The organism is Cryptosporangium japonicum (assembly GCF_039524755.1).
Lineage (GTDB): Bacteria > Actinomycetota > Actinomycetes > Mycobacteriales > Cryptosporangiaceae > Cryptosporangium > Cryptosporangium japonicum.
The window spans coordinates 112,076-129,698 of the sequence record NZ_BAAAGX010000016.1 but is presented as its reverse complement, the minus strand read 5'-3'; the positions used below and the strand labels follow the sequence as shown (position 1 = coordinate 129,698).

The 17,623-nt window shown below is 74.1% G+C and carries 13 protein-coding genes; 7 read left to right on the top strand and 6 right to left on the bottom strand.

The window, feature by feature from the left end; genetic code table 11:
• Positions 1-14: 14 nt before the first annotated feature.
• The gene (locus ABD437_RS20140) at positions 15-746 is read right to left on the bottom strand and encodes a phosphatase PAP2 family protein (RefSeq protein ID WP_344650423.1); all 732 of its coding nucleotides are present in this window, start codon (positions 744-746) and stop codon (positions 15-17) included.
• A 114-nt stretch (positions 747-860) separates the two neighbouring features.
• Between ABD437_RS20140 and ABD437_RS20135 the strand changes: the two genes are divergently transcribed.
• Both ABD437_RS20135 and ABD437_RS20130 read left to right on the top strand, forming a co-directional pair.
• A complete protein-coding gene (locus ABD437_RS20135; RefSeq protein WP_344650422.1) occupies positions 861-3,938 on the top strand; it encodes a dynamin family protein in 3,078 nt (1,025 codons plus the stop codon).
• Positions 3,935-4,354, top strand: coding sequence for a hypothetical protein (locus ABD437_RS20130; RefSeq protein WP_344650421.1), 420 nt, complete (start codon positions 3,935-3,937; stop codon positions 4,352-4,354). Before ABD437_RS20135 ends, ABD437_RS20130 begins: the two co-directional genes overlap by 4 nt.
• Here ABD437_RS20130 and ABD437_RS20125 read toward each other — a convergent pair.
• Positions 4,338-5,000, bottom strand: a complete 663-nt coding sequence (locus tag ABD437_RS20125) for a TetR/AcrR family transcriptional regulator (RefSeq protein ID WP_344650420.1) — start codon at positions 4,998-5,000, stop codon at positions 4,338-4,340. The two genes, ABD437_RS20130 and ABD437_RS20125, sit on opposite strands and share 17 nt — an antisense overlap.
• Before the next feature lie 78 nt (positions 5,001-5,078).
• Between ABD437_RS20125 and ABD437_RS20120 the strand changes: the two genes are divergently transcribed.
• Together ABD437_RS20120 and ABD437_RS20115 are read left to right on the top strand one after the other, a co-directional pair.
• Positions 5,079-6,152, top strand: a complete 1,074-nt coding sequence (locus ABD437_RS20120) for an FAD-dependent oxidoreductase (protein ID WP_344650419.1) — start codon at positions 5,079-5,081, stop codon at positions 6,150-6,152.
• Positions 6,153-6,228: 76 nt separating this feature from the next.
• A complete protein-coding gene (locus ABD437_RS20115; protein ID WP_344650418.1) occupies positions 6,229-6,852 on the top strand; it encodes a DedA family protein in 624 nt (207 codons plus the stop codon).
• Here ABD437_RS20115 and ABD437_RS20110 read toward each other — a convergent pair.
• A complete protein-coding gene (locus ABD437_RS20110) occupies positions 6,836-7,582 on the bottom strand; it encodes an alpha/beta fold hydrolase (protein WP_344650417.1) in 747 nt (248 codons plus the stop codon). The genes ABD437_RS20115 and ABD437_RS20110 overlap by 17 nt on opposite strands.
• A gap of 15 nt (positions 7,583-7,597) precedes the next feature.
• Here ABD437_RS20110 and ABD437_RS20105 point away from each other — a divergent pair, with 15 nt between their 5' ends.
• Complete coding sequence (locus ABD437_RS20105) at positions 7,598-10,642, top strand: AfsR/SARP family transcriptional regulator (RefSeq protein WP_344650416.1); 3,045 nt, start codon at positions 7,598-7,600, stop codon at positions 10,640-10,642.
• A 34-nt stretch (positions 10,643-10,676) separates the two neighbouring features.
• Here ABD437_RS20105 and ABD437_RS20100 read toward each other — a convergent pair whose 3' ends face one another.
• Positions 10,677-11,225 carry a dihydrofolate reductase family protein gene (locus ABD437_RS20100; RefSeq protein WP_344650415.1) on the bottom strand — a complete coding sequence of 183 codons (549 nt, stop codon included), beginning with the start codon at positions 11,223-11,225 and terminating at the stop codon, positions 10,677-10,679.
• Positions 11,226-11,428: 203 nt separating this feature from the next.
• Here ABD437_RS20100 and ABD437_RS20095 point away from each other — a divergent pair, with 203 nt between their 5' ends.
• Together ABD437_RS20095 and ABD437_RS20090 are read left to right on the top strand one after the other, a co-directional pair.
• Positions 11,429-13,648, top strand: a complete 2,220-nt coding sequence (locus ABD437_RS20095) for a WD40 repeat domain-containing serine/threonine protein kinase (protein ID WP_344650414.1) — start codon at positions 11,429-11,431, stop codon at positions 13,646-13,648.
• A 4-nt stretch (positions 13,649-13,652) separates the two neighbouring features.
• Positions 13,653-14,156: a DUF4240 domain-containing protein gene (locus ABD437_RS20090; protein ID WP_344650413.1), complete on the top strand. Its 504-nt coding sequence runs from the start codon at positions 13,653-13,655 to the stop codon at positions 14,154-14,156.
• A 195-nt stretch (positions 14,157-14,351) separates the two neighbouring features.
• Here ABD437_RS20090 and ABD437_RS20085 read toward each other — a convergent pair whose 3' ends face one another.
• Positions 14,352-14,942: a TetR family transcriptional regulator gene (locus ABD437_RS20085; RefSeq protein WP_344650412.1), complete on the bottom strand. Its 591-nt coding sequence runs from the start codon at positions 14,940-14,942 to the stop codon at positions 14,352-14,354.
• 1,019 nt (positions 14,943-15,961) lie between these two features.
• Positions 15,962-17,392 carry an aldehyde dehydrogenase family protein gene (locus ABD437_RS20080; protein ID WP_344650411.1) on the bottom strand — a complete coding sequence of 477 codons (1,431 nt, stop codon included), beginning with the start codon at positions 17,390-17,392 and terminating at the stop codon, positions 15,962-15,964.
• Positions 17,393-17,623 lie beyond the last annotated feature (231 nt).

Below are 17,623 nucleotides of genomic sequence, written 5' to 3'. Positions count from 1 at the left end.
AACATCTGGAATGGCTACCCAGTGAGGTCTTCGCGGTCCGGGGGTCCGGTGGCGAGGGCGGCCCAGGAGCCCGCGACCAGCGCGGCTCCGGCCACCGCGTCCAGCAGCCAGTGGTTGGCGGTGGCGACCACCACCACCGTGGTCACCACCGGGTAGGCGTACGCGACCACCCGTTGCCAGCGACGACGGCAGACCGCCGCCAGGGCCAGCGCGCACCACAGCGACCAGCCCACGTGCATCGACGGCATCGCGGCGAGCTGGTTCAACCCGGCCGAGTCGTGCGGCGGCCACCAGCCGACGTCGGCGGTCGCGATCAGCGTGTCCACGTACCCCGGCAGCATCCGCGGTGGCGCGGTGGGGAACGAGAGGTAGCCGATCAGCGCGGTCGCGGTCGCGGCCATCAGCGCCAGCCGCGCCCGCCGGTACCGGGCCGGGCGCCACCGGAACAGCACGACGAGCACGATCGGCGTGACCAGGTAGTGCAGCCCGGCGTACCAGAACGACGTCGCGACCTCGGCCCAGCGCTCCCCGGCCACGGCGGCGTTCAGCCCGGCCTCCACGTCCAGCCCGAGGTGACGCTCCCAGTCGAGCACCTGGCGGGCGTGGGCGATCGCCGGCGCCCGGTCGTCGCTGGCCGCCATCCGGATCAGGTCGTAGGGCACCAGGAACGCGACGATGATCAGGATCTCGCGCCACCACACCGGCCCGGGTGCTGCCTCGATGCGCGTCGGCGCCTCCAGAACCACGCGCGTGAGCCCCTCCCGATCGCCGCGACCATCGCCACACTAGTCATCAGGCGCAACACGACCCGGCGAACAAATTCGCCATATATCGGGCGAAAGTCCCTAGACTTCTGATCCGTGAGCCGTCCCTCCACCCTCGACCCCTCGCCCCCCGACGCCGCACCGGAGCCCGACGCCGGTGCGATCGCGGTTCTCCCGGCCGCGGTCCGGGCCGCCTACGACGCCGCCGACCGGACCGGTCACCGGATCCGGCTCGGCGCGGTTCCGGACTTCACGCTCGTCGTCTGGGGTCCGGTCGACGCGGGCAAGACCGCGCTGGTCTCGGCCCTGCTCGCCGACGGTGTGGGCACCCTGCCCGGCCTCGCCGAGCGCCCCGGCCGGGCGACGCCGGTGCCGGTGGAGTACGTGTACGGCGTCAACCCCGAGCTCTGGCTCGGCGTCGGCGGTACCAGTGCCGAGCCCACCGAGTGGGTCCGGGCCCCGCTCGACACCCCGGACCTCGAGCGGTTCGGGGAGCTGCGCCGGGTCCGCGCGATCGTGCCCGCCCGCGCGCTGCTCGACTGGAGCATGCGGATCGTCGACTGTCCGGGCCTGGACACGGTCCACGACCTGACCGGTGCCGCCGCCGACGAGGCCGGGCGACCCGACGTCGGCGTGCTGTACGTGGTGCCGCGCCGGGGGATCACCGAGCTCGACGCGCAGGCGCTGGAGATGCTGCGGTCGCTGCCGCTGCTGCTGATCGAGAACCGGCGGGAGGCCGAGATCGCCGGGTCGGCGTCCACGTTCGACGAGCTCGCCGTGCCCGGTCTGGACATCGGCCCGGCGATCCCGCTCGCCGTCCGCCGGCTGGCGCGGCCGGGCCCGGAGCGCACGACGTTCCTGCGCTGCGTCGCGCTGCTGCGTACCCGCACCGCGCCCGACCGCTGGACCGCCGGCCTCGGGGCGGCCGCGATCCGCGGCCGGGAGTCGCTCTGCGGTGACTTCGCCCGGCGCCGCACGATGGCGCTGATGGCGCGCCACCCCGACTGGCTCGGCTCGTTGCACCTGCTCGCGGACCTGGTCGGCATCGAGCGCGACGGTCCGGCGGTGATCGAACTCGACGACCGGCTCGCCGCGATCACCCGCCTCGCGTCGGCCGCGCGTCCGGTCGAGACGCTCCGGACGCTGCTCGACCACGACGTCCGCGCGACGCTGGACCGCTACAACGGCGAGGCCGTGCGGGGCGTCCGGCTGCCCCGCGAGCCGGTGGACCACCAGGCGTTCGGGCAGGCCTACGCCCGGCTGCGCGACGACCTGATCGCGCTGCTGGAGAACGTGCTCGCCGACACCGCGCTCGGCGCGACCGACGCCGACCGGGCCGCGCTGGAGACCGTCCGCGACGAGGTCCGCGACGACCGGCTCGAGGTCGCGGTGCTCGGCCAGTCCTCGTCGGGCAAGTCGTCGCTGATCAACGCGCTGCTCGGCGTCCGCACCGGGGCCGCGCTGCTGCCGGCCGCGCCGCGCCCGACGACGTCGACGGTGAACCGGGTGGAGTACGCGCCGCGCGACTCGCTGACCGTCGAGTGGCTGCCGGAGGTCGAGCTGCGGCTGCTGTCCCCGGGCGCCGAGCCGCACCAGCTGCGTGTCCACCTGGAGAACATCCGGGCGCTGGGGCGGTGGCTGCGTGACCGGTCGGTCGCCGCCCGCGACTGCGAGTTCCGCCCGCTGGCCTCGGGCCAGTCCGACAGCGACCCGGAGGCCGCGTTCTGGCGGCTCTGGAAGATGCTCGACCTCACCGGTGACCCGCAGCTCTACGCCTACCTCGCGCCGAGCCCCGACCGGCCGCGGATCACCGACCTGTCGGTGCCGGCCGAGGTGCGGGTCCGGCGGTTCGTGTCGGTGCCCGACCAGTGGCCCGGCTCGCTCGACCGGGAGCGCGCGTTCGCCGACCTCACCCGCGACCCGGCGCTCGCGCTGCGCGTCGACACGCTGCGGGTCGGGGTGCCGCACCCGTTGCTCGAGCACGTGACGATCGTCGACACGCCCGGCACCGACGCGCCCGTGCCGCACCACCGGGTCACCGCGCACCGGGCCGTGCGCGACCAGCGGCACGGCGCGGTCGTCTACTGCTTCGACGGGGCCCGCCCGGCCAGCGCCGAGGACCAGGCGAACCTGACCTACCTCCAGCGGCAGCTCGACCCCTCCCGCTTCTTCTTCGTGATCACCCGGCGCGGTGTCGTCGAACGCGACGAGGACCGGGTCCGCGAGACGGTCGAGAACGTGCTCGGCGAGACGCCGCCACGGACGTACTTCACCGAGGTCGTCAGCGAGCTCAACGACGACTTCCGGGCCCTCTCCGACGACCTGGGCCGCTACGTCCTCGACTCGCGGCGCACGCTGCTCGCGTCCTGGCTCGAGCGCGCCCACCAGGTGGTGACCGACGTGCACGGCCGCCACGTCCGCCGGATCGACCGCGTCGCCGACGGCGAGGAGACCCGCCGGGCCCGGCTGGACGCGTTCCGGGCCGACGCCGACGAGCTGGGCGCCGTGCGCGACGCGTTCCGCCAGGACCCGGAGTGGGGCGAACCGTGGCTGCGCGCCCGGGTGGCCGAGGCGCTCGACCGGGGCACGTCGCGGGTCGAGCACGTGGTGCACGGCCTGACCGGCAAGCGTGCGTTCGCCGCGGCCCGCGACCGGCTCGGCGCCGAGATCGACGTGCTCAACCGGACGGTCCGCGAGCTGCTGGCGTCGGACTGCGCGGTGTTGTCGTTCGAACTGGCGGCCCGGCTCCCCGGCCGCACCGTGACGCCGCCCGAGCTGACCTGGGACGTGGAGCCGTTCGGCGTGGCCGAAGTGGACCACGTCGCCGCGACGGTCGAGTGGCGCGGCGGCTGGCAGCGGCTGATCGTGCTGCTCGACCCGCGTCGGCGCCGCTCCGACGCGGACGCCAACCGGGCGGCCGTGGCCGAGGCCTGGGCCCGCAGCCGCGACGCCGGTGTGCGCGCGGTCACCGGCGCGGTCGAGCACGTGGTGGGGCACCTGCACGCCGAACTCGCCCGGCTCGCCGAGGGCACCGCCGCCGAGGTCGCGGCGGCCGAACGGGAACCGGGCCCGGACGACAAGGTGGCCGCCACCGAGGGACGCGACCGGGCGTCGAACTGGCTGCGGCGCATCGACGCGCTGAGCCGAAACCCGCAACTAGGAGGGGACCGTTGACCACCACGAGGGACGTCCACCAGGAGACCGTGACGCTGCTGGCCGACGCGGTCACCGACATCACCAAGCGCGCGGTGGAGCCGACGCTCGCGCCGTTCGGCTCGGAGCTGCGCGAGACGATCGCCGCGCTCGACGTCCGGCTGCGCACGCTCGACGAACTGCTCGGCGACGACCGGATCGACCGGCAGCGGCTGACCCGGCAGGTGGGTGAGCTGGTGCGCACCACCGAGGCCGGCACCGACGCGATCCGGCACCGGGTCGACGAGGCCACCGGCACGATCGACCGGCTCCGGGAGCAGGCCACGGCGAACGCCGCGACGATCGAGCGCCTGCGCCGGTTCGGGGTGGGGCTCAGCGTCGCGCTGCTGGTGTGCCTGGCGGCGCTGGCGGTGCTGCTGCTCACGACCGGGCGGTGATGCCGGCCAGCAGCCAGTTCACGCCGGCCAGGAACTGCTCCCGGTCGTCGTGGTCGCGCAGCCGGGCGGCCACCCGGCGGGTGAACGCGTAGTCGTCGGCGTCGAGTTCGGACCACGCCGACGACACGCCCGCGAGGACGTCGGACCGGACGGTGCCGGGCTCGACCGACGCGGCCAGCGCGGCGTTCTGCCCGGCCACGCCCAGCACGTAGTTCAGCAGCGCCGCCGCCGCGTCGAACTGGGTGTCGTCGGGGACGCCGAGCGCCTGCAGGTGCCGGCCGATGCGCTCGAAGATCTGCACGGTCGTCGGTTGCGACGAGAGCCGGGAGAGCTGGACGCCGATCCACGGGTGGGCGTCGAACGCGTCGAACACGCCGAGCGCGACGGCCCGGATCGCGTCGTCCGGGGCCAGGTCGGCGGTGTCGGCGGTCAGCGCCTCGGCGAGGACGGCGTCGGTGGCGGCGACCAGCACGTCGCTCTTGTTCCGCACGTGCCAGTAGAGCGCGCCGAGGCCGGTCCGCAGCTTCGCGGCGAGGCCGCGCACGGTCAGGCCGCGCTCGCCGGCGGTGTCGAGCATCTCGATGGCCGTCGCGACGATGAGGGCCCGGGAGAGCGCGTCGTCACGCCGCCGGTCGGTGATGGGCATGACCCCATCTTGACATGCCTGGATCAACGATCCACGCTGTCTCTGGAACATTGATCCAGAGATATCCGAGGGATTGTCATGATCACCATCGTCGGAGCCGGTCTCGGCGGGCTCGTGCTCGCCCGCGTGCTGCACGTCCACGGCATCCCGGCCACGGTCTACGAGGCCGACGCCTCGCCCGGCGCCCGCTCCCAGGGCGGTCAGCTCGACATCCATCCCCACAACGGGCAGCGCGCGCTGCGGGCGGCGGGGCTGTTGGACGAGTTCCGGGCCCGCGTCCACCACGGCGCCGAGGCCCAGCGGGTGCTCGACCCCGCCGGGAACGTCCTGCTCGACCACCCCGGCTCGGGGCAGCGCCCGGAGATCCTCCGCGGCGACCTGCGCCGGCTCCTGATCGACGCGCTGCCGGCCGGCACGATCCGGTGGGGGCACAAGGTCACCGCGGCCCGGTCGGTCGGGGCCGGCCGGCACGAGCTGACGTTCGCCGACGGCTCCACCGTGGTCACCGACCTCCTGGTCGGCGCGGACGGCGCGTGGTCGCGGGTGCGTCCGCTGGTGTCGGACGCAACGCCGGTCCCCACCGGAACGTCGGTCCACGAGACCTACCTGTTCGACGCCGACGAACGGCACCCGGCCACCGCGACGGCGGTCGGCGCGGGCTCGATGTACGCGCTGGTGCCGGGCGCGGGGATCCAGGCCCACCGGGAAGCGGGGGGAGTCCTGCACACCTACGTGATGCTGACCCGGCCGCTGGACTGGTTCGCCGGGCACGACGTGGCCGCCGAGTTCGCCGGGTGGGCGCCGGAGCTCACCGCGCTGATCACCGACGGCGAGACCCCGCCGGTGCTGCGTCACCTGCACACGCTGCCGCTCGGGCACCGGTGGGACCGGACGCCGGGCGTGACGCTGCTCGGCGACGCCGCCCACCTCCAGCCACCCAACGGCGAGGGCGCGAACCTCGCGATGCTCGACGGCGCGGAGCTCGCCGCGGCCATCGCGGCGCACCCGTCCGACGCCGAGGCCGCGCTGGCGTCGTACGAGAGCGACCTGTTCCCCCGCAGCCTGGCCGAGGGCACCGAGGCCGCCCGCGACTTCGAGCTCATCTTCGGCGCCGACACCCCGCACAGCCTCCTGGCCCTGTTCGCCGCGTAGCGCTGGGGTTTTCCGCAGCGAAGGTCGGCGGGCGACCGCATGGTGGGGTGAGCGTCCGATTTCTAGCGTTCCTTCCATGATGATGACTGGAATCACCGAGTTCGCCACCGACCTGGTCGAGCGGCTCGGCGGCCCGGGTGCCGGGTTGGCGGTCGCGCTGGAGAACCTGTTCCCACCGATCCCGAGCGAGGTGATCCTGCCGCTCGCCGGGTTCGCCGCGAGCCGGGGTGAGCTGAACCTGCTGTCGGCGATCGCCTGGACCACGCTGGGCTCGGTCGTCGGGGCGCTCGCGCTCTACGGGATCGGCGCCGCGCTCGGCCGGGACCGGCTGCGGACGATCGTCGACCGGATGCCGTTGGTGCACGTGCGTGACCTGGACCGCACCGAGGCGTGGTTCGCGCGCCACGGCCGCAAAGCGGTCTTCTTCGGACGGATGGTGCCGATCTTCCGGAGCCTGATCTCGGTGCCGGCCGGGGTGGAGCGGATGCCGCTGCCGGTGTTCCTGCTCTACACGACGCTCGGCAGCCTGCTCTGGAACACCACGTTCGTGCTGGCCGGGTACGTGCTCGGCGAGAACTGGCCCCGGGTCGAGCCGGTCGCCGGGACGTTCCAGAACGTGGTGATCGTGGTCTGCGTGCTGGCCGTGGCGCTGTTCGTGGTCTCGCGGCTGCGGCGCCGTCCGGCTAGCCGGCCTCACTGAGGAACTCGTCGACCATCGGTGCCAGCCAGTCGACGGCCGCGAGCACCCCGGTGTGCGTCGTGCCCGGCAGGATCGCCAGCCGGCACACCGGCAGCGCGCTGACGTCACCGGGAACCCCACCGCCGAGCAGCCGGAACGTCTCGATCGTGTGCTCGGGCCGGACGATGTCGGCGTCGCCGAGGACGAGCATCGCCGGGCGTCGCAGCGCGCGGATGCGGGCGGCCGGCCACTGCGGCGGGTCCGCGTCCAGCGCGGCGACCTTCGCGACCAGGCCGGCGAACCCGCGCGGGTCCGGGGCCGTACGCAGGTACTCCTGGTGCAGCTCCGACCCGTGCAGGTGCTCGGGGGCGAGCGTCCCGCCGAGCACCCCGGGGTAGAGGCCGCCGCGGTCGACGCTCAGGCTCGCCAGGATCAGGCGACGCACCCGCGCCGGGTGCTCGAGCCCCAGGTGCAGGGCGACCGCGGCGCCGAAGCTCCAGCCGAGCACGTCCGCGTCCGGCACCCCGAGCCGGTCGAGGAGCTCGACGACGTCGTCGGCGCAGTGGCTCACGGTCAGGGGGCGGTCGGCGTCCGGCGTGTGCCCGTGGCCCTGCAGCTCCACCGCGATCACCCGGCGCGTGGCGGCCAGCCGGGGCAGGATCGCCCCGAACGAGGAACCGATGCCCGACAGCGCGCCCGGGATCAGCACCAGCGGCGGCCCGGCACCGTGGTCGGCGTAGAAGATCTCCATGCCCGTACCGTGACGGTGGGCTCTTACGGTTCGCTTTCGGAGGACGTGCTGGTGCGGTTCGGTGTGCTCGGGCCGGTGACGGCCACCACGGAGGCCGGCGACCCGGTCGTGATCCCGGGGGCCAAGGTGCGGCTGCTCCTGGCCGACCTGCTCACCAACCGCAACCACGTCGTCTCCGCCGACCGGCTGATCGACGACCTCTGGGGCGAGAACGCACCCGCGAACGCGTCCGGCGCGCTGCAGGTACGCGTCTCCCAACTACGCAAAGCCCTGGGCGACGCCGAGCCCGGCGCCCGTGACCGGGTGGAATCCGTGGCGCCGGGGTACGTGCTGCGTACCGGCGACGTCGACGCGGACCGGTTCGCCGCGCTGCTGCCCACCGACCCGGCCACGGCGCTCGGGCTCTGGCGCGGCGAGGCCTACGCCGACGTCGCCGACCACGAGTTCGTCCGCGCCGAGGTGCTGCGGCTGACCGAGCAGCGTCTGGTCGCCCGGGAACGGCTGGCCGCCGCCCGGCTCGAGCGCGGGGAACACGACGCGGTCGCCGCCGAGCTGGCCGCGCTGGTCGCGCAGCACCCGCTCCGCGAAGCGCTCCGGGGCGTCTACCTCCGGGCGCTCTACGCCGCCGGACGCCGGGCCGAGGCCCTGGACAGCTACGCCGACCTGCGGAACCACCTCGCGGATGAGCTGGGCCTCGACCCGGGCCCGGAACTGGTCGCGCTGCACGGCCGGCTGCTCGCCCAGGACGCGGCGCTCAGCCCGGTGCCGACCGCCGCGATCGTACGCAACAGCGTGCCGGCCCGGCTGGACGAACTGGTCGGCCGGGGTGAGGCGCTGGTCGAGTTGCGTGCGCTGGTGCCGTCCCGCCGCCTGGTCACGCTGATCGGGCCGGGCGGCGTCGGCAAGACCCGGCTGGCGACCGAGGTGGCCCGCGACCACGCGCCGGCCTGCCTGGTCGAGCTGGCCCCGCTGCCGGCCGGCGACGGGGGCGTCGCCGACCGCGTGCTGGGCGCACTCGACCTCGCCGAGCCCACCGGCTCCGTCGTGCCGCCCGCGGACCGTCTGCTCACCGCCGTCCGCGGCCGTGACCTGCTGATCGTCCTGGACAACTGCGAGCACGTCGTCGAGGACGCGGCCGAGCTGGTCGCCCGCCTGCTGCGCGAGGCCCCCGGCGTCACCGTGCTCGCCACCAGCCGCGAACCGCTCGGCCTCACCGGCGAGGTGCTCTGGGAGGTCCCGCCGCTGCCGCTGGCCGACGACGACCACGACGTGGACGCCGTCCGCCGCTCGGCCGCCGCCCGGCTGTTCACCGCCAGGGCGGCCGCCCAGCAGCGCACGTTCCGGCTCGACGAACGCACCGCGCCGCTCGTCGCGCACCTGTGCCGGCGGCTCGACGGGCTCCCGCTCGCGCTCGAGCTCGCCGCCACGCGGGTGCGTGCCCTCGGCCTCGAGGGTGTCGTCGCCCGCCTCGACGACCGGTTCGCGCTGCTCACCGCGTCCACCCGGGACGTACCCGCCCGGCAGCGGACGCTGACCGCGGTGATCGCCTGGAGCTGGGACCTGCTCGCGCCCGACGACCAGCAGGCGCTGGCGCGGCTCGCGGTGTTCCGCGACGGGTGCACGGCCGACGCGGCGTCCGCGGTGTGCGGCACCTCGCTCGACACGTTGGCCACGCTCGTCGACCGGTCGCTCGTGGTGTTCGACGGGCACCGGTACCGGTTGCTGGAGTCGGTGGCGGAGTTCGCGCTGGCCCGGCTGGAGTCCGCCGACGACGTCCGCGCCCGGCACACGTCGTACCACCTGGCGCTGGCCGGGCGCGCCGATCCGCTGCTGCGGGGGCCGCACCAACGGGAGTGGCTGGCCCGGCTCGACGCCGAGGACGCGAACCTGCACGCGGCGCTGGCCGCCGGGGGCGGGTTGCCGCTGGCGTGCGCGCTCACCTGGTACTGGTACCTGCGTGGCCGCCTCACCGAGGCGCGCACGGCGCTCGCCCGGCCGGGCACGCCGGCCGAGGAACGCCGGGCGTCGCCGTGGCGGCTCGGGTTCGCGCTGCTGCAGGGCGCCGCGTTCGCCGCCGACGACGTCCGCGCGTGCGTCGCGGCGTGCGAGGACCCCCGCGCGGCCTGGTTCGTCGCCCACGCGCTGATCGAGCGCAGCGAGCTGGAGCTGACCGCGTCGCTGCTCCCGGTCACCGACGACCCGTGGACCGGGGCCGCGGTGGCGAGCACCCGGGCGATGATCGCCCACGCCACCGGCGACTGGGCCGAGCTGGAGCGGGTCGCGACCCGCGGCGCGGCGGTCTTCGAGGAGCTGGGGGACGGCTGGGGCTGGCTGCGCGCGTCCGAGTGGCTGGCCGGGCTGGCCGAGGTGCGCGGCGACTTCGACGGCGCGGCCGCGCTGCACAGCGAGGGGCTGCGCCGGGCCGAGGAGCTCTCGCTCACCGCCGAGGTCGGCGGGCGGCTCTCGTGGCTGGCCTGGCTCGCCGTGCAGACCCGCGACTACGCCGCCGCGCAGGAGCTGGGGGAGCGGGCCCACCGGATGGCGGTGGCCCAGGGCTCGTCGGCCTCGATCGCGTTCGCGCAGATCAGCCTCGGGTTCGGAGCGCGACGCGGCGGCAAGCTCGACCGGGCCGTCGAGCACCTGACCCAGCTCGTCGAGCGGGGCCGGGCCGAGGCGGCGACCGCGTTGTTCCTGCCGATGGCGCTGATCGAGCTCGGCTACGCCACCGAGCAGCTCGGCGACGTCGACGGGGCGATCGCGCTGCACCGCGAGGCGTTCGATCTGGCCGGCCCGATGGGCTCACCCCGCAACGAGGTGCCCGCCCTCGAAGGGCTGGCCTCCGCGGCCGCCGCCCGGGGTGACGCTCCGGCCGCCGCGCGTCTGCTGGGCGCGGCGGCGGCCGCCCGGGTGGCGGTGGAGTCCCCGCCCGCCCCGGCCGAACAGGACGAGGTGGACCGGGTGACCGACCGGCTCACCGACGTCCTCGGTGAGCCCCGCCTGACCGTTCTGCTCACCGAGGGTGCGGCCCTGACCCCGGCCGAAGCCCGAGCTCTGCTCTGATCGGCCACCCTCGGAATCACCATCCACCCGAGCTTCAGACCTTGGGGGCGTAGGTGGCGATGATCACGCCGCTCGTGAAGACCTTCGTGTCGACCAGGTCGAACGTCGCGGTGAAGTCGGGAAGGGGAGCGGAGACCGAGGCGCCGCCGACGATCACCGGGTGGATCCAGAGCCGCACCTCGTCGACCAGGCCGGCCGTGATCAGCGCCGCGGTCACCGCGCCGAACCCGTACTGGATGATGTCGCCGCCCTCCTGCGCCTTCAGCGCGGTGACGGCCTCGACCAGGTCACCCGACAGCACCTCGGTGTTGCGCCACTCCGGGTTCGTCAGCGTCCGCGAGGCGACGTACTTCTTCACCGAGTTGAAGTACGCGGCGCCGGTCGTCGGGTCGCTCTCGTCCCGGCTCGACCAGGCCGGGAACATCCCGTCGTAGGTCGCGCGGCCCATCAGCATCGCGTCGGCGGCGTCGGTCTGGGACCCGGCCAGCGCGCCGGCCTCCTCGTCGAAGAACGGCATGGTCCACATCGGGTTCTCGATGACGCCGTCGAGGGTGATGTAGGTCGAGTTGATCAGCTTGCGCATCGGGTGCTCCGGGGAAGTCGGTGTGGTTCGTCCTGACCGCTCAGACCTTGACCGGCCGAGCTTACGATTCGCTTTCGATGCGCTGGTGACCCCCTTTCGGGGGGTGGGTGCGCTCGGTGGTGCGCACGGGGCAGAATCGATTCGCGCGCGCACTGCGACGGGCGTGGCCGGGGAAGGCGGACCGTGAGGCGGAGTCAGTCGACGTGATCATCGATCGGGCCCAGCTCGTCGTCGCCCTCCCGCAGTACGAGATCGGCGACGTTCTCGGCCGGGGAGCGCACGGGCTGGTGTTCCACGCCCGGCACCGGCGTCTCGGTTCGGCCCACGCGGTGAAGGCGCTCGTCGTCGCCGAACGTGACGTCGACGCGTCCCGGCGGTTCCTCAACGAGGCGCGGGTGATGACCGCGCTCGACCACCCCCACATCGTGCGCGTCAACGAGTACGCCGAGGGCGACCTGGTGCTGCTCCTGGTGCTCGAACACCTCGGCGGCGGCACGCTCACCGAGCGGATGGGCCGCCCGGTCGCGCCCGACGTCGCGTCGGCGTGGATGCTCGCGGTCGCCGAGGCGCTGTCGGTCGCGCACCACCAGGGTGTGGTGCACCGGGACATCAAGCCCGCGAACCTGCTCTTCACCACCGGGGGGCTGCTCAAGGTCGGCGACTTCGGCATCGCGAAGCTCTTCGCCGGCTCCGACGCGTCGGCCAGCGCGGACATCGTCGGCACCCCACGCTACATCGCCCCCGAACAGATCTCGGGTGGGCGGATCGGGCCGGCCACCGACCTGTACGCGCTCGGGGTGACGTTCTACGAGCTGCTGTCGGGGAGGTCGCCGTTCCCGGTCGGGCTCTCGTTACCCGGGCTGCTGCACCACCACCTGTCGATGCCGCCGGAGCCGCTGGAGGGCGCGCCGCCGGCGCTGGCCGCGCTGGTGGAGCGTCTGCTGGAGAAGGACCCGGCGGCGCGGCCCGAGTCGGCCCGGGCGCTCGCCGTCGAGCTGGTGAACGCGGCCGAGCAGGACCTCGGCGGGGACTGGATCACCCGGTCGGGGGTGCCGCTGCGCATCGACGGCGCGCTGCTGTACCAGCGGGGGCCGTGGCGTGAGCGGCCGGCGCCGCGTAGCGCGGAGCCCGGTGCGCCGGTGCCGCCCTCGTCGCGGACGGTGGCCCTCGGCAACGAGCCGCTGCCGCCGCTTCCGCCGCTTGTGCCGCTTGTGCCGCTGCCGAGTGCTGTTCCGGTTCGGGAGGGTTCGTCGCGGGGTGGTTCGTCGCGGGGTGGGACGGAGGAGTGGGTTCGGACCGGTGATCGGGAGACGGCCGCGCCGCGGCGCGAGGGGCGGACCCGTCCGCGGCGACGCACGATCCTGGCCGGGGCCGCCGCCGCCGTCGTCGTGGCGACCGCCACCGCGGTGACCCTGGTCGTCAACGCCGACCGCTCCGCGGACGCCTCGCACACCGCCACCACCGCGACCGCCGACGAGACCGCCCGGACCGGGCACAGCGCCGCCCTGCTCGGCGAGTTCACCGCCGGTCAATCGATCGCCGAACGCGTCGCGGTCGACGGCGACGCCACCCACGTCGCCTGGATCACCACCGGCGGGGACGTCTCGATCTGGGAACCGGCCACGAAACGCCAGGTGGGGCCCCTGGGCGGCGCCGACGCCGCGGTCTGGGCGGCGGCCTTCGTCGTCGACGACGACCCCACGCTGGCCGGCCCCAGCGGCGGTGTGCTCCTCACCGGCGGTCAGGACGGCGTGCTGCACCAGTGGGACCCGGACAGCGGCCGCGAAGCCGGCGCCACCGTGCCGGTGGGCCCGGAGAAGACCATCGCGGTCGCGTTCGACCAGGACGGCGCCACCATGGCGGCCGGCGGCGCGGACGGCGTCGTGCGGATCTGGAACGCGATCACGGTCGAGCCCTCCGACCCGCCCCTGCGCGGCCACACCTCGCCGGTCGCCGCGATCGCGTTCGCCCCCACCGGCACCCGCATCGCCACCGCGGCCGACGACGGCGTCCGCCTGTGGAACGCCGGCAGCCACCAGCAGGTCGTGTTCCAGGCCAACCGGAGCGGCGCGGTCACGACGAGCCTGGCGTTCAGCCCCGACGGCAGCCGCCTCGTCTCCGGCGGTTTCAAGAACGCGGTGCAACTGTGGGACGCCCAGTCCGGCCAGCCGGTGGGCCCGGCGATCGATCCCGGCCCCACCGACCTGAGCATCGCGCTCGGCTTCAGCCGCGACTCCGACTCGATGATCACCTGCGCCGGCAACGTCGTGCGCTGGTGGGACGCGTCGACCGGGAAGCCCGACGGGGCGGAGGTACGCCTCCCCGCCAGCGCCCCGGTGAGCGCGGCGACGTTCACCGCGAACGGCACCCACGTGGTGACCGCCAGCACCGACGGCACCGTCCGCCTCTGGAAACTCACCTGACGCGGTGGACGAGGCCGGCTTCTGGGACGTGATCGAGAGGGCCTACGCCGCGCTCGAGTGCGGCTACTACGACGACGAGCCGGCCGAGGCCGTCGCCCAGGCCTGGCGGGACGAGGTGCCGGCGGCCGACGTCGCGGACTTCGCCGACCACTTCGCTCGGGCGATGGAACGGGCCCGGCGGCCCGGTGTGCTGGCCGCGGCCCGTCTGCTGGCCGGAGCGACCGACGACGAACGCGACACGCTCCTGCGCTACGGCGACGGCTACGCCGCGTTCCGGGCCAGCCTGATCGCCCTGGGCCGCTCCTCGTTCGAGGCCGTGCTGGCCGACCCCGACGTGCTCGCCTCCCTCCCCGACGCCGACGCGGTCGACCGGGGCGATTGGCACTTCTTCATGCCCCTGCACACGGTGTTCGCTCGCGGCCGGCGCACCGATGAGGACGTCGACCCGCCCCCCGTGGAGGCCCACCTCCCAGCCTTGTCGGCCCGCTTCCCGAACGGCGCGGTCTGAGCCGGTCGCTTCCCCTGGGCCGGCTGGCTCGGTGTCTCCCGTCCGAGCTGGTGCCCGATTCCTGTTGGCGCGGGTGTGGCCGGTCAAGGACCGACGGGGTCCTCGCCGCAGCCGGGCGCGGTAAGCGGACCCGGAACGGCGGGCTCCGGACCGTCACCGGGGGACCGCTCGGCGATGATCCTGCGCGGGTATCGATCAGTCGCGGAGGTGAGCGCCGAGCACCGTGGTGACCATGGAGCGCACCGCCTCGTCGGTGGGCGGCGCACCGGTGCGATCGGCGAAGAGCAGATGACCGGCGCCGACGAGCGTAGGAGCGAGCCCGTCCACCGGAGCGTCCCCCGCCACCCGCCCGAGCTCCTGCTCCGCCGCGAGATAGGACTCGAACATGATCGCCCCTTCGGTGAGCACCGGAACCCCGGCCGGCCACGCCTCCCGCAGCCGAGCCCGCAACTCGTCCCGGAAGATCACCAGCGGCACGATGGCCACCGCCACCGACCCGAACAACGAACTCACCGCCGCCGAGACGTTGCCGACCACCGTTCCGGTCCCCGCCGCACATAGCAGCGACGCCGTCTGAGCATCCATCCGCTCGACCCGATCGAGCACGAACTCCGCCAGGAACGCGTCGAAGTCCGCGAAATGCCGATGCAGCACGCCTTTGGCCACACCGGCCTCGTCGGTAACCGCCCGACTGGTCAGCGCACTGGGCCCGCCCCGCAACAACACCCGCTCAGCCGCGTCGAACAGTTGCGCCCGAACATCCCGAAGCGCAACCCCAGTAGGCACCCCACCATCCTACGCCGCCCCCCACCCCCAACAAGAACCCCGTTCTACTCAAGGCACGCTGGTCGCGAGGGTCGCGAGGGTCGCGAGGGTCGCGAAGGTCGCGAAGGTCGCGAGGGTCGCGAGGGTCGCGAGGGTCGCGAGGGGTCGCGAGGGGTCGCGGGCTGCGGTGTGGTGGGGCTGCGGTGTGGTGGGGCTGCGGTGTGGTGGGGCTGCGGTGTGGTGGGGCTGCGGTGTGGCCGGTCGACGCCAAGTAGGCGGTGGTGGATTGGTTCGGTTAGTGCGCGGGGAGACATCGTGGCCGCCGAGGGGATCGCGGGACTGTGGAGTCGGAGGAGGCGATGGCGTGCTCGCGTCTGTAGCCGGGGCCAGCGGTCGCGCCCGCGCCTGTGGCCCGCGCTTGCGCGCACGTGCCGATACTCGCGGCTGTGCCTCCACCCGCAGTCTGTGCTCAGGTCGTGGCTGCGGTGGGGCTCGCGCCTGCGGGCCTGCCGGTGCTCCCAGCCTGCGCCTGCGGCCGTGTCCATGCCTGCGGCCAGCGACAGCGGTCGCGCCGGTGCTCGCAGCGGGCAGCGCCTCCAGCCCTCTCAACGCCCGGAGCCGTCTCAACCCCGCAGCCGCCGCAGTTACAGCAGCCGCCTCAGAGCGCGCAGCCGCCTCAGAGCGCGCAGATCTCGCAGCGGCCCCAGAGCGCGCAGATCTCGCAGCGGCCCCAGAGCGCGCACCGGCCCCAGAACCCGCACCGGCCTCGGAACCCGCAGGGGCCTCAGAACCCGTGCGGCCTTAGAACCTGCGCGGCCCCGGAGTCCGCGCGGCCTCAGAGTTCGCGCGGTCCCAGAACCCGGCGCGGTCCCGGAACCCGGCGCGGCCCCAGACCCCGCGCGAACTCAGTCCGCAGCCACCTCTGAACTCGCGGCCACCCTGAAGCCCGCAACTGCGTCCGTGCCCGCGCCCCATGTCCGCGCGGCCGGCACCGCGCGGCACCTCCCCCCGCACGCCGGCGCGCACGACCCCGATGGACCTCACCTCCCTCGTGGTGGCCCGGCTATCACCTGGATCTCGGTGAAGCCCAACAACCCCCACGGCCCGTTCTCCACCCCTATTCCACTGTGTTTGTGCCCCCCGAACGGCAGATCGGGGGTGATCGCGCTCCCGTGGGCGTTCACGGTCACCTGGCCCGCGTCGATCTCCGCCGCCACCTCCGCCGCGTGGAGGGGATCGTGGGACCACACCGACGCCGTCAGGCCGTACGTGGTGTTGTTCGCCCGGGCCACCGCGTCGTCGACGTCGCGGTAGGACAGCACCGGGAGGACCGGGCCGAACTGTTCCTCGTCGACGATCCTCACCCCGTCGGACAGATCAGCCAGGATCGTCGGGCGGTAGAAGTAGCCGTCGCGGTCGACGGGCGAGCCGCCCGCGGCCACCCGGGCGCCCTGCGCGATCGCGTCCTCCACCAGGCCGCTCACGCGCTCGTACTGCGGTTCGTTGTTGATCGGGCCGAGCTGCACGCCCTCGACCAGGCCCTGGTCGACCTTCACGCCGTCGGCGATCGCGGCGAGCGCGTCGACGAGTTCGTCGTGCTGGGACTCGTGCACGTAGACGCGCTTGACGGCCAGGCACGTCTGACCGTTGTTGAGGAAGCCGCTCCAGAACAGCGGGCCGGCGATGTCGGCCACGTTCGCGCCGGGCAGCACGACGGCCGGATCGTTGCCGCCGAGTTCCAGCGTGACGCGCTTGAGGTCGTCGGCGGCGGCCGCGGCGACCTTCTTCCCGGTCGCGGTCGACCCGGTGAAGCTGATCTTGCGGACCAGCGGGTGGGTGGTGAGCGCCGTGCCGAGCGGATCGGGCCCGGTCACCACGTTGAGCACACCGGGCGGCAGCACCGTGCGCAGCGCCTCGCCGAGCGCCAGCGTGGCCAGCGGGGTGTAGGGCGACGGCTTGATCACGACGGTGTTGCCCGCACGCAGCGCCGGGGCGATCTTCCACATGGCCAGCGTCAGCGGGAAGTTCCACGGCGTGATCGCGGCGACGACCCCGATCGGTTTGCGGTGGACCTCCGCGTAGCCCTTCTCGTCGTCGCGCACGATCTCGGGCGCGAGTTCCAGGCCCGCGTAGTAGCGCAGCCACAGCGAGACCGCGTACGTCTCGGCGCGCGCGTCACGCAGGGGTTTGCCCTGTTCGGCGACCAGGATCGCGGCCAGGTCGGCGGCGGCCGCGTCGACCGCGTCGGCGGCGGCGAGCAGCGCCTTCTGCCGGGCCGCCTCGTCCCGCCGCCAGGTGGCGTAGGCGGCGTGCGCGGTGCGGACCGCGCTGTCGAGCTGGGCGGGGGAGACCGACGGGGCCGAGGCGAACGGCTGCCCGGTGGACGGGTCGATCACTCCGAAGTGCTCGGCGGTCTCCACGGCGGTGCCGTCGATGGTGAGGGTTCGCGGGTAGTCGGAGGGGACGGACATTGTCGGCTCCTGACCTAGCGCCGGACCAGAACTGGCTTCACGACGTTACCGCTCTGGGCGTCCGTTTCGGCCCGGTTGAGGTGATCCAGTGGATACTCGGTGATGAGCCGGTCGAACGGGAAGACGCCCTGTTTCCCCAGCCGGATCAGTTGCGGGATGAAGACGTGCGGACGTACGTGATCGTCTTGCCGGCGAGCGTGGGCGGGAACACGGTCAGCGGCTCGGAGCCCG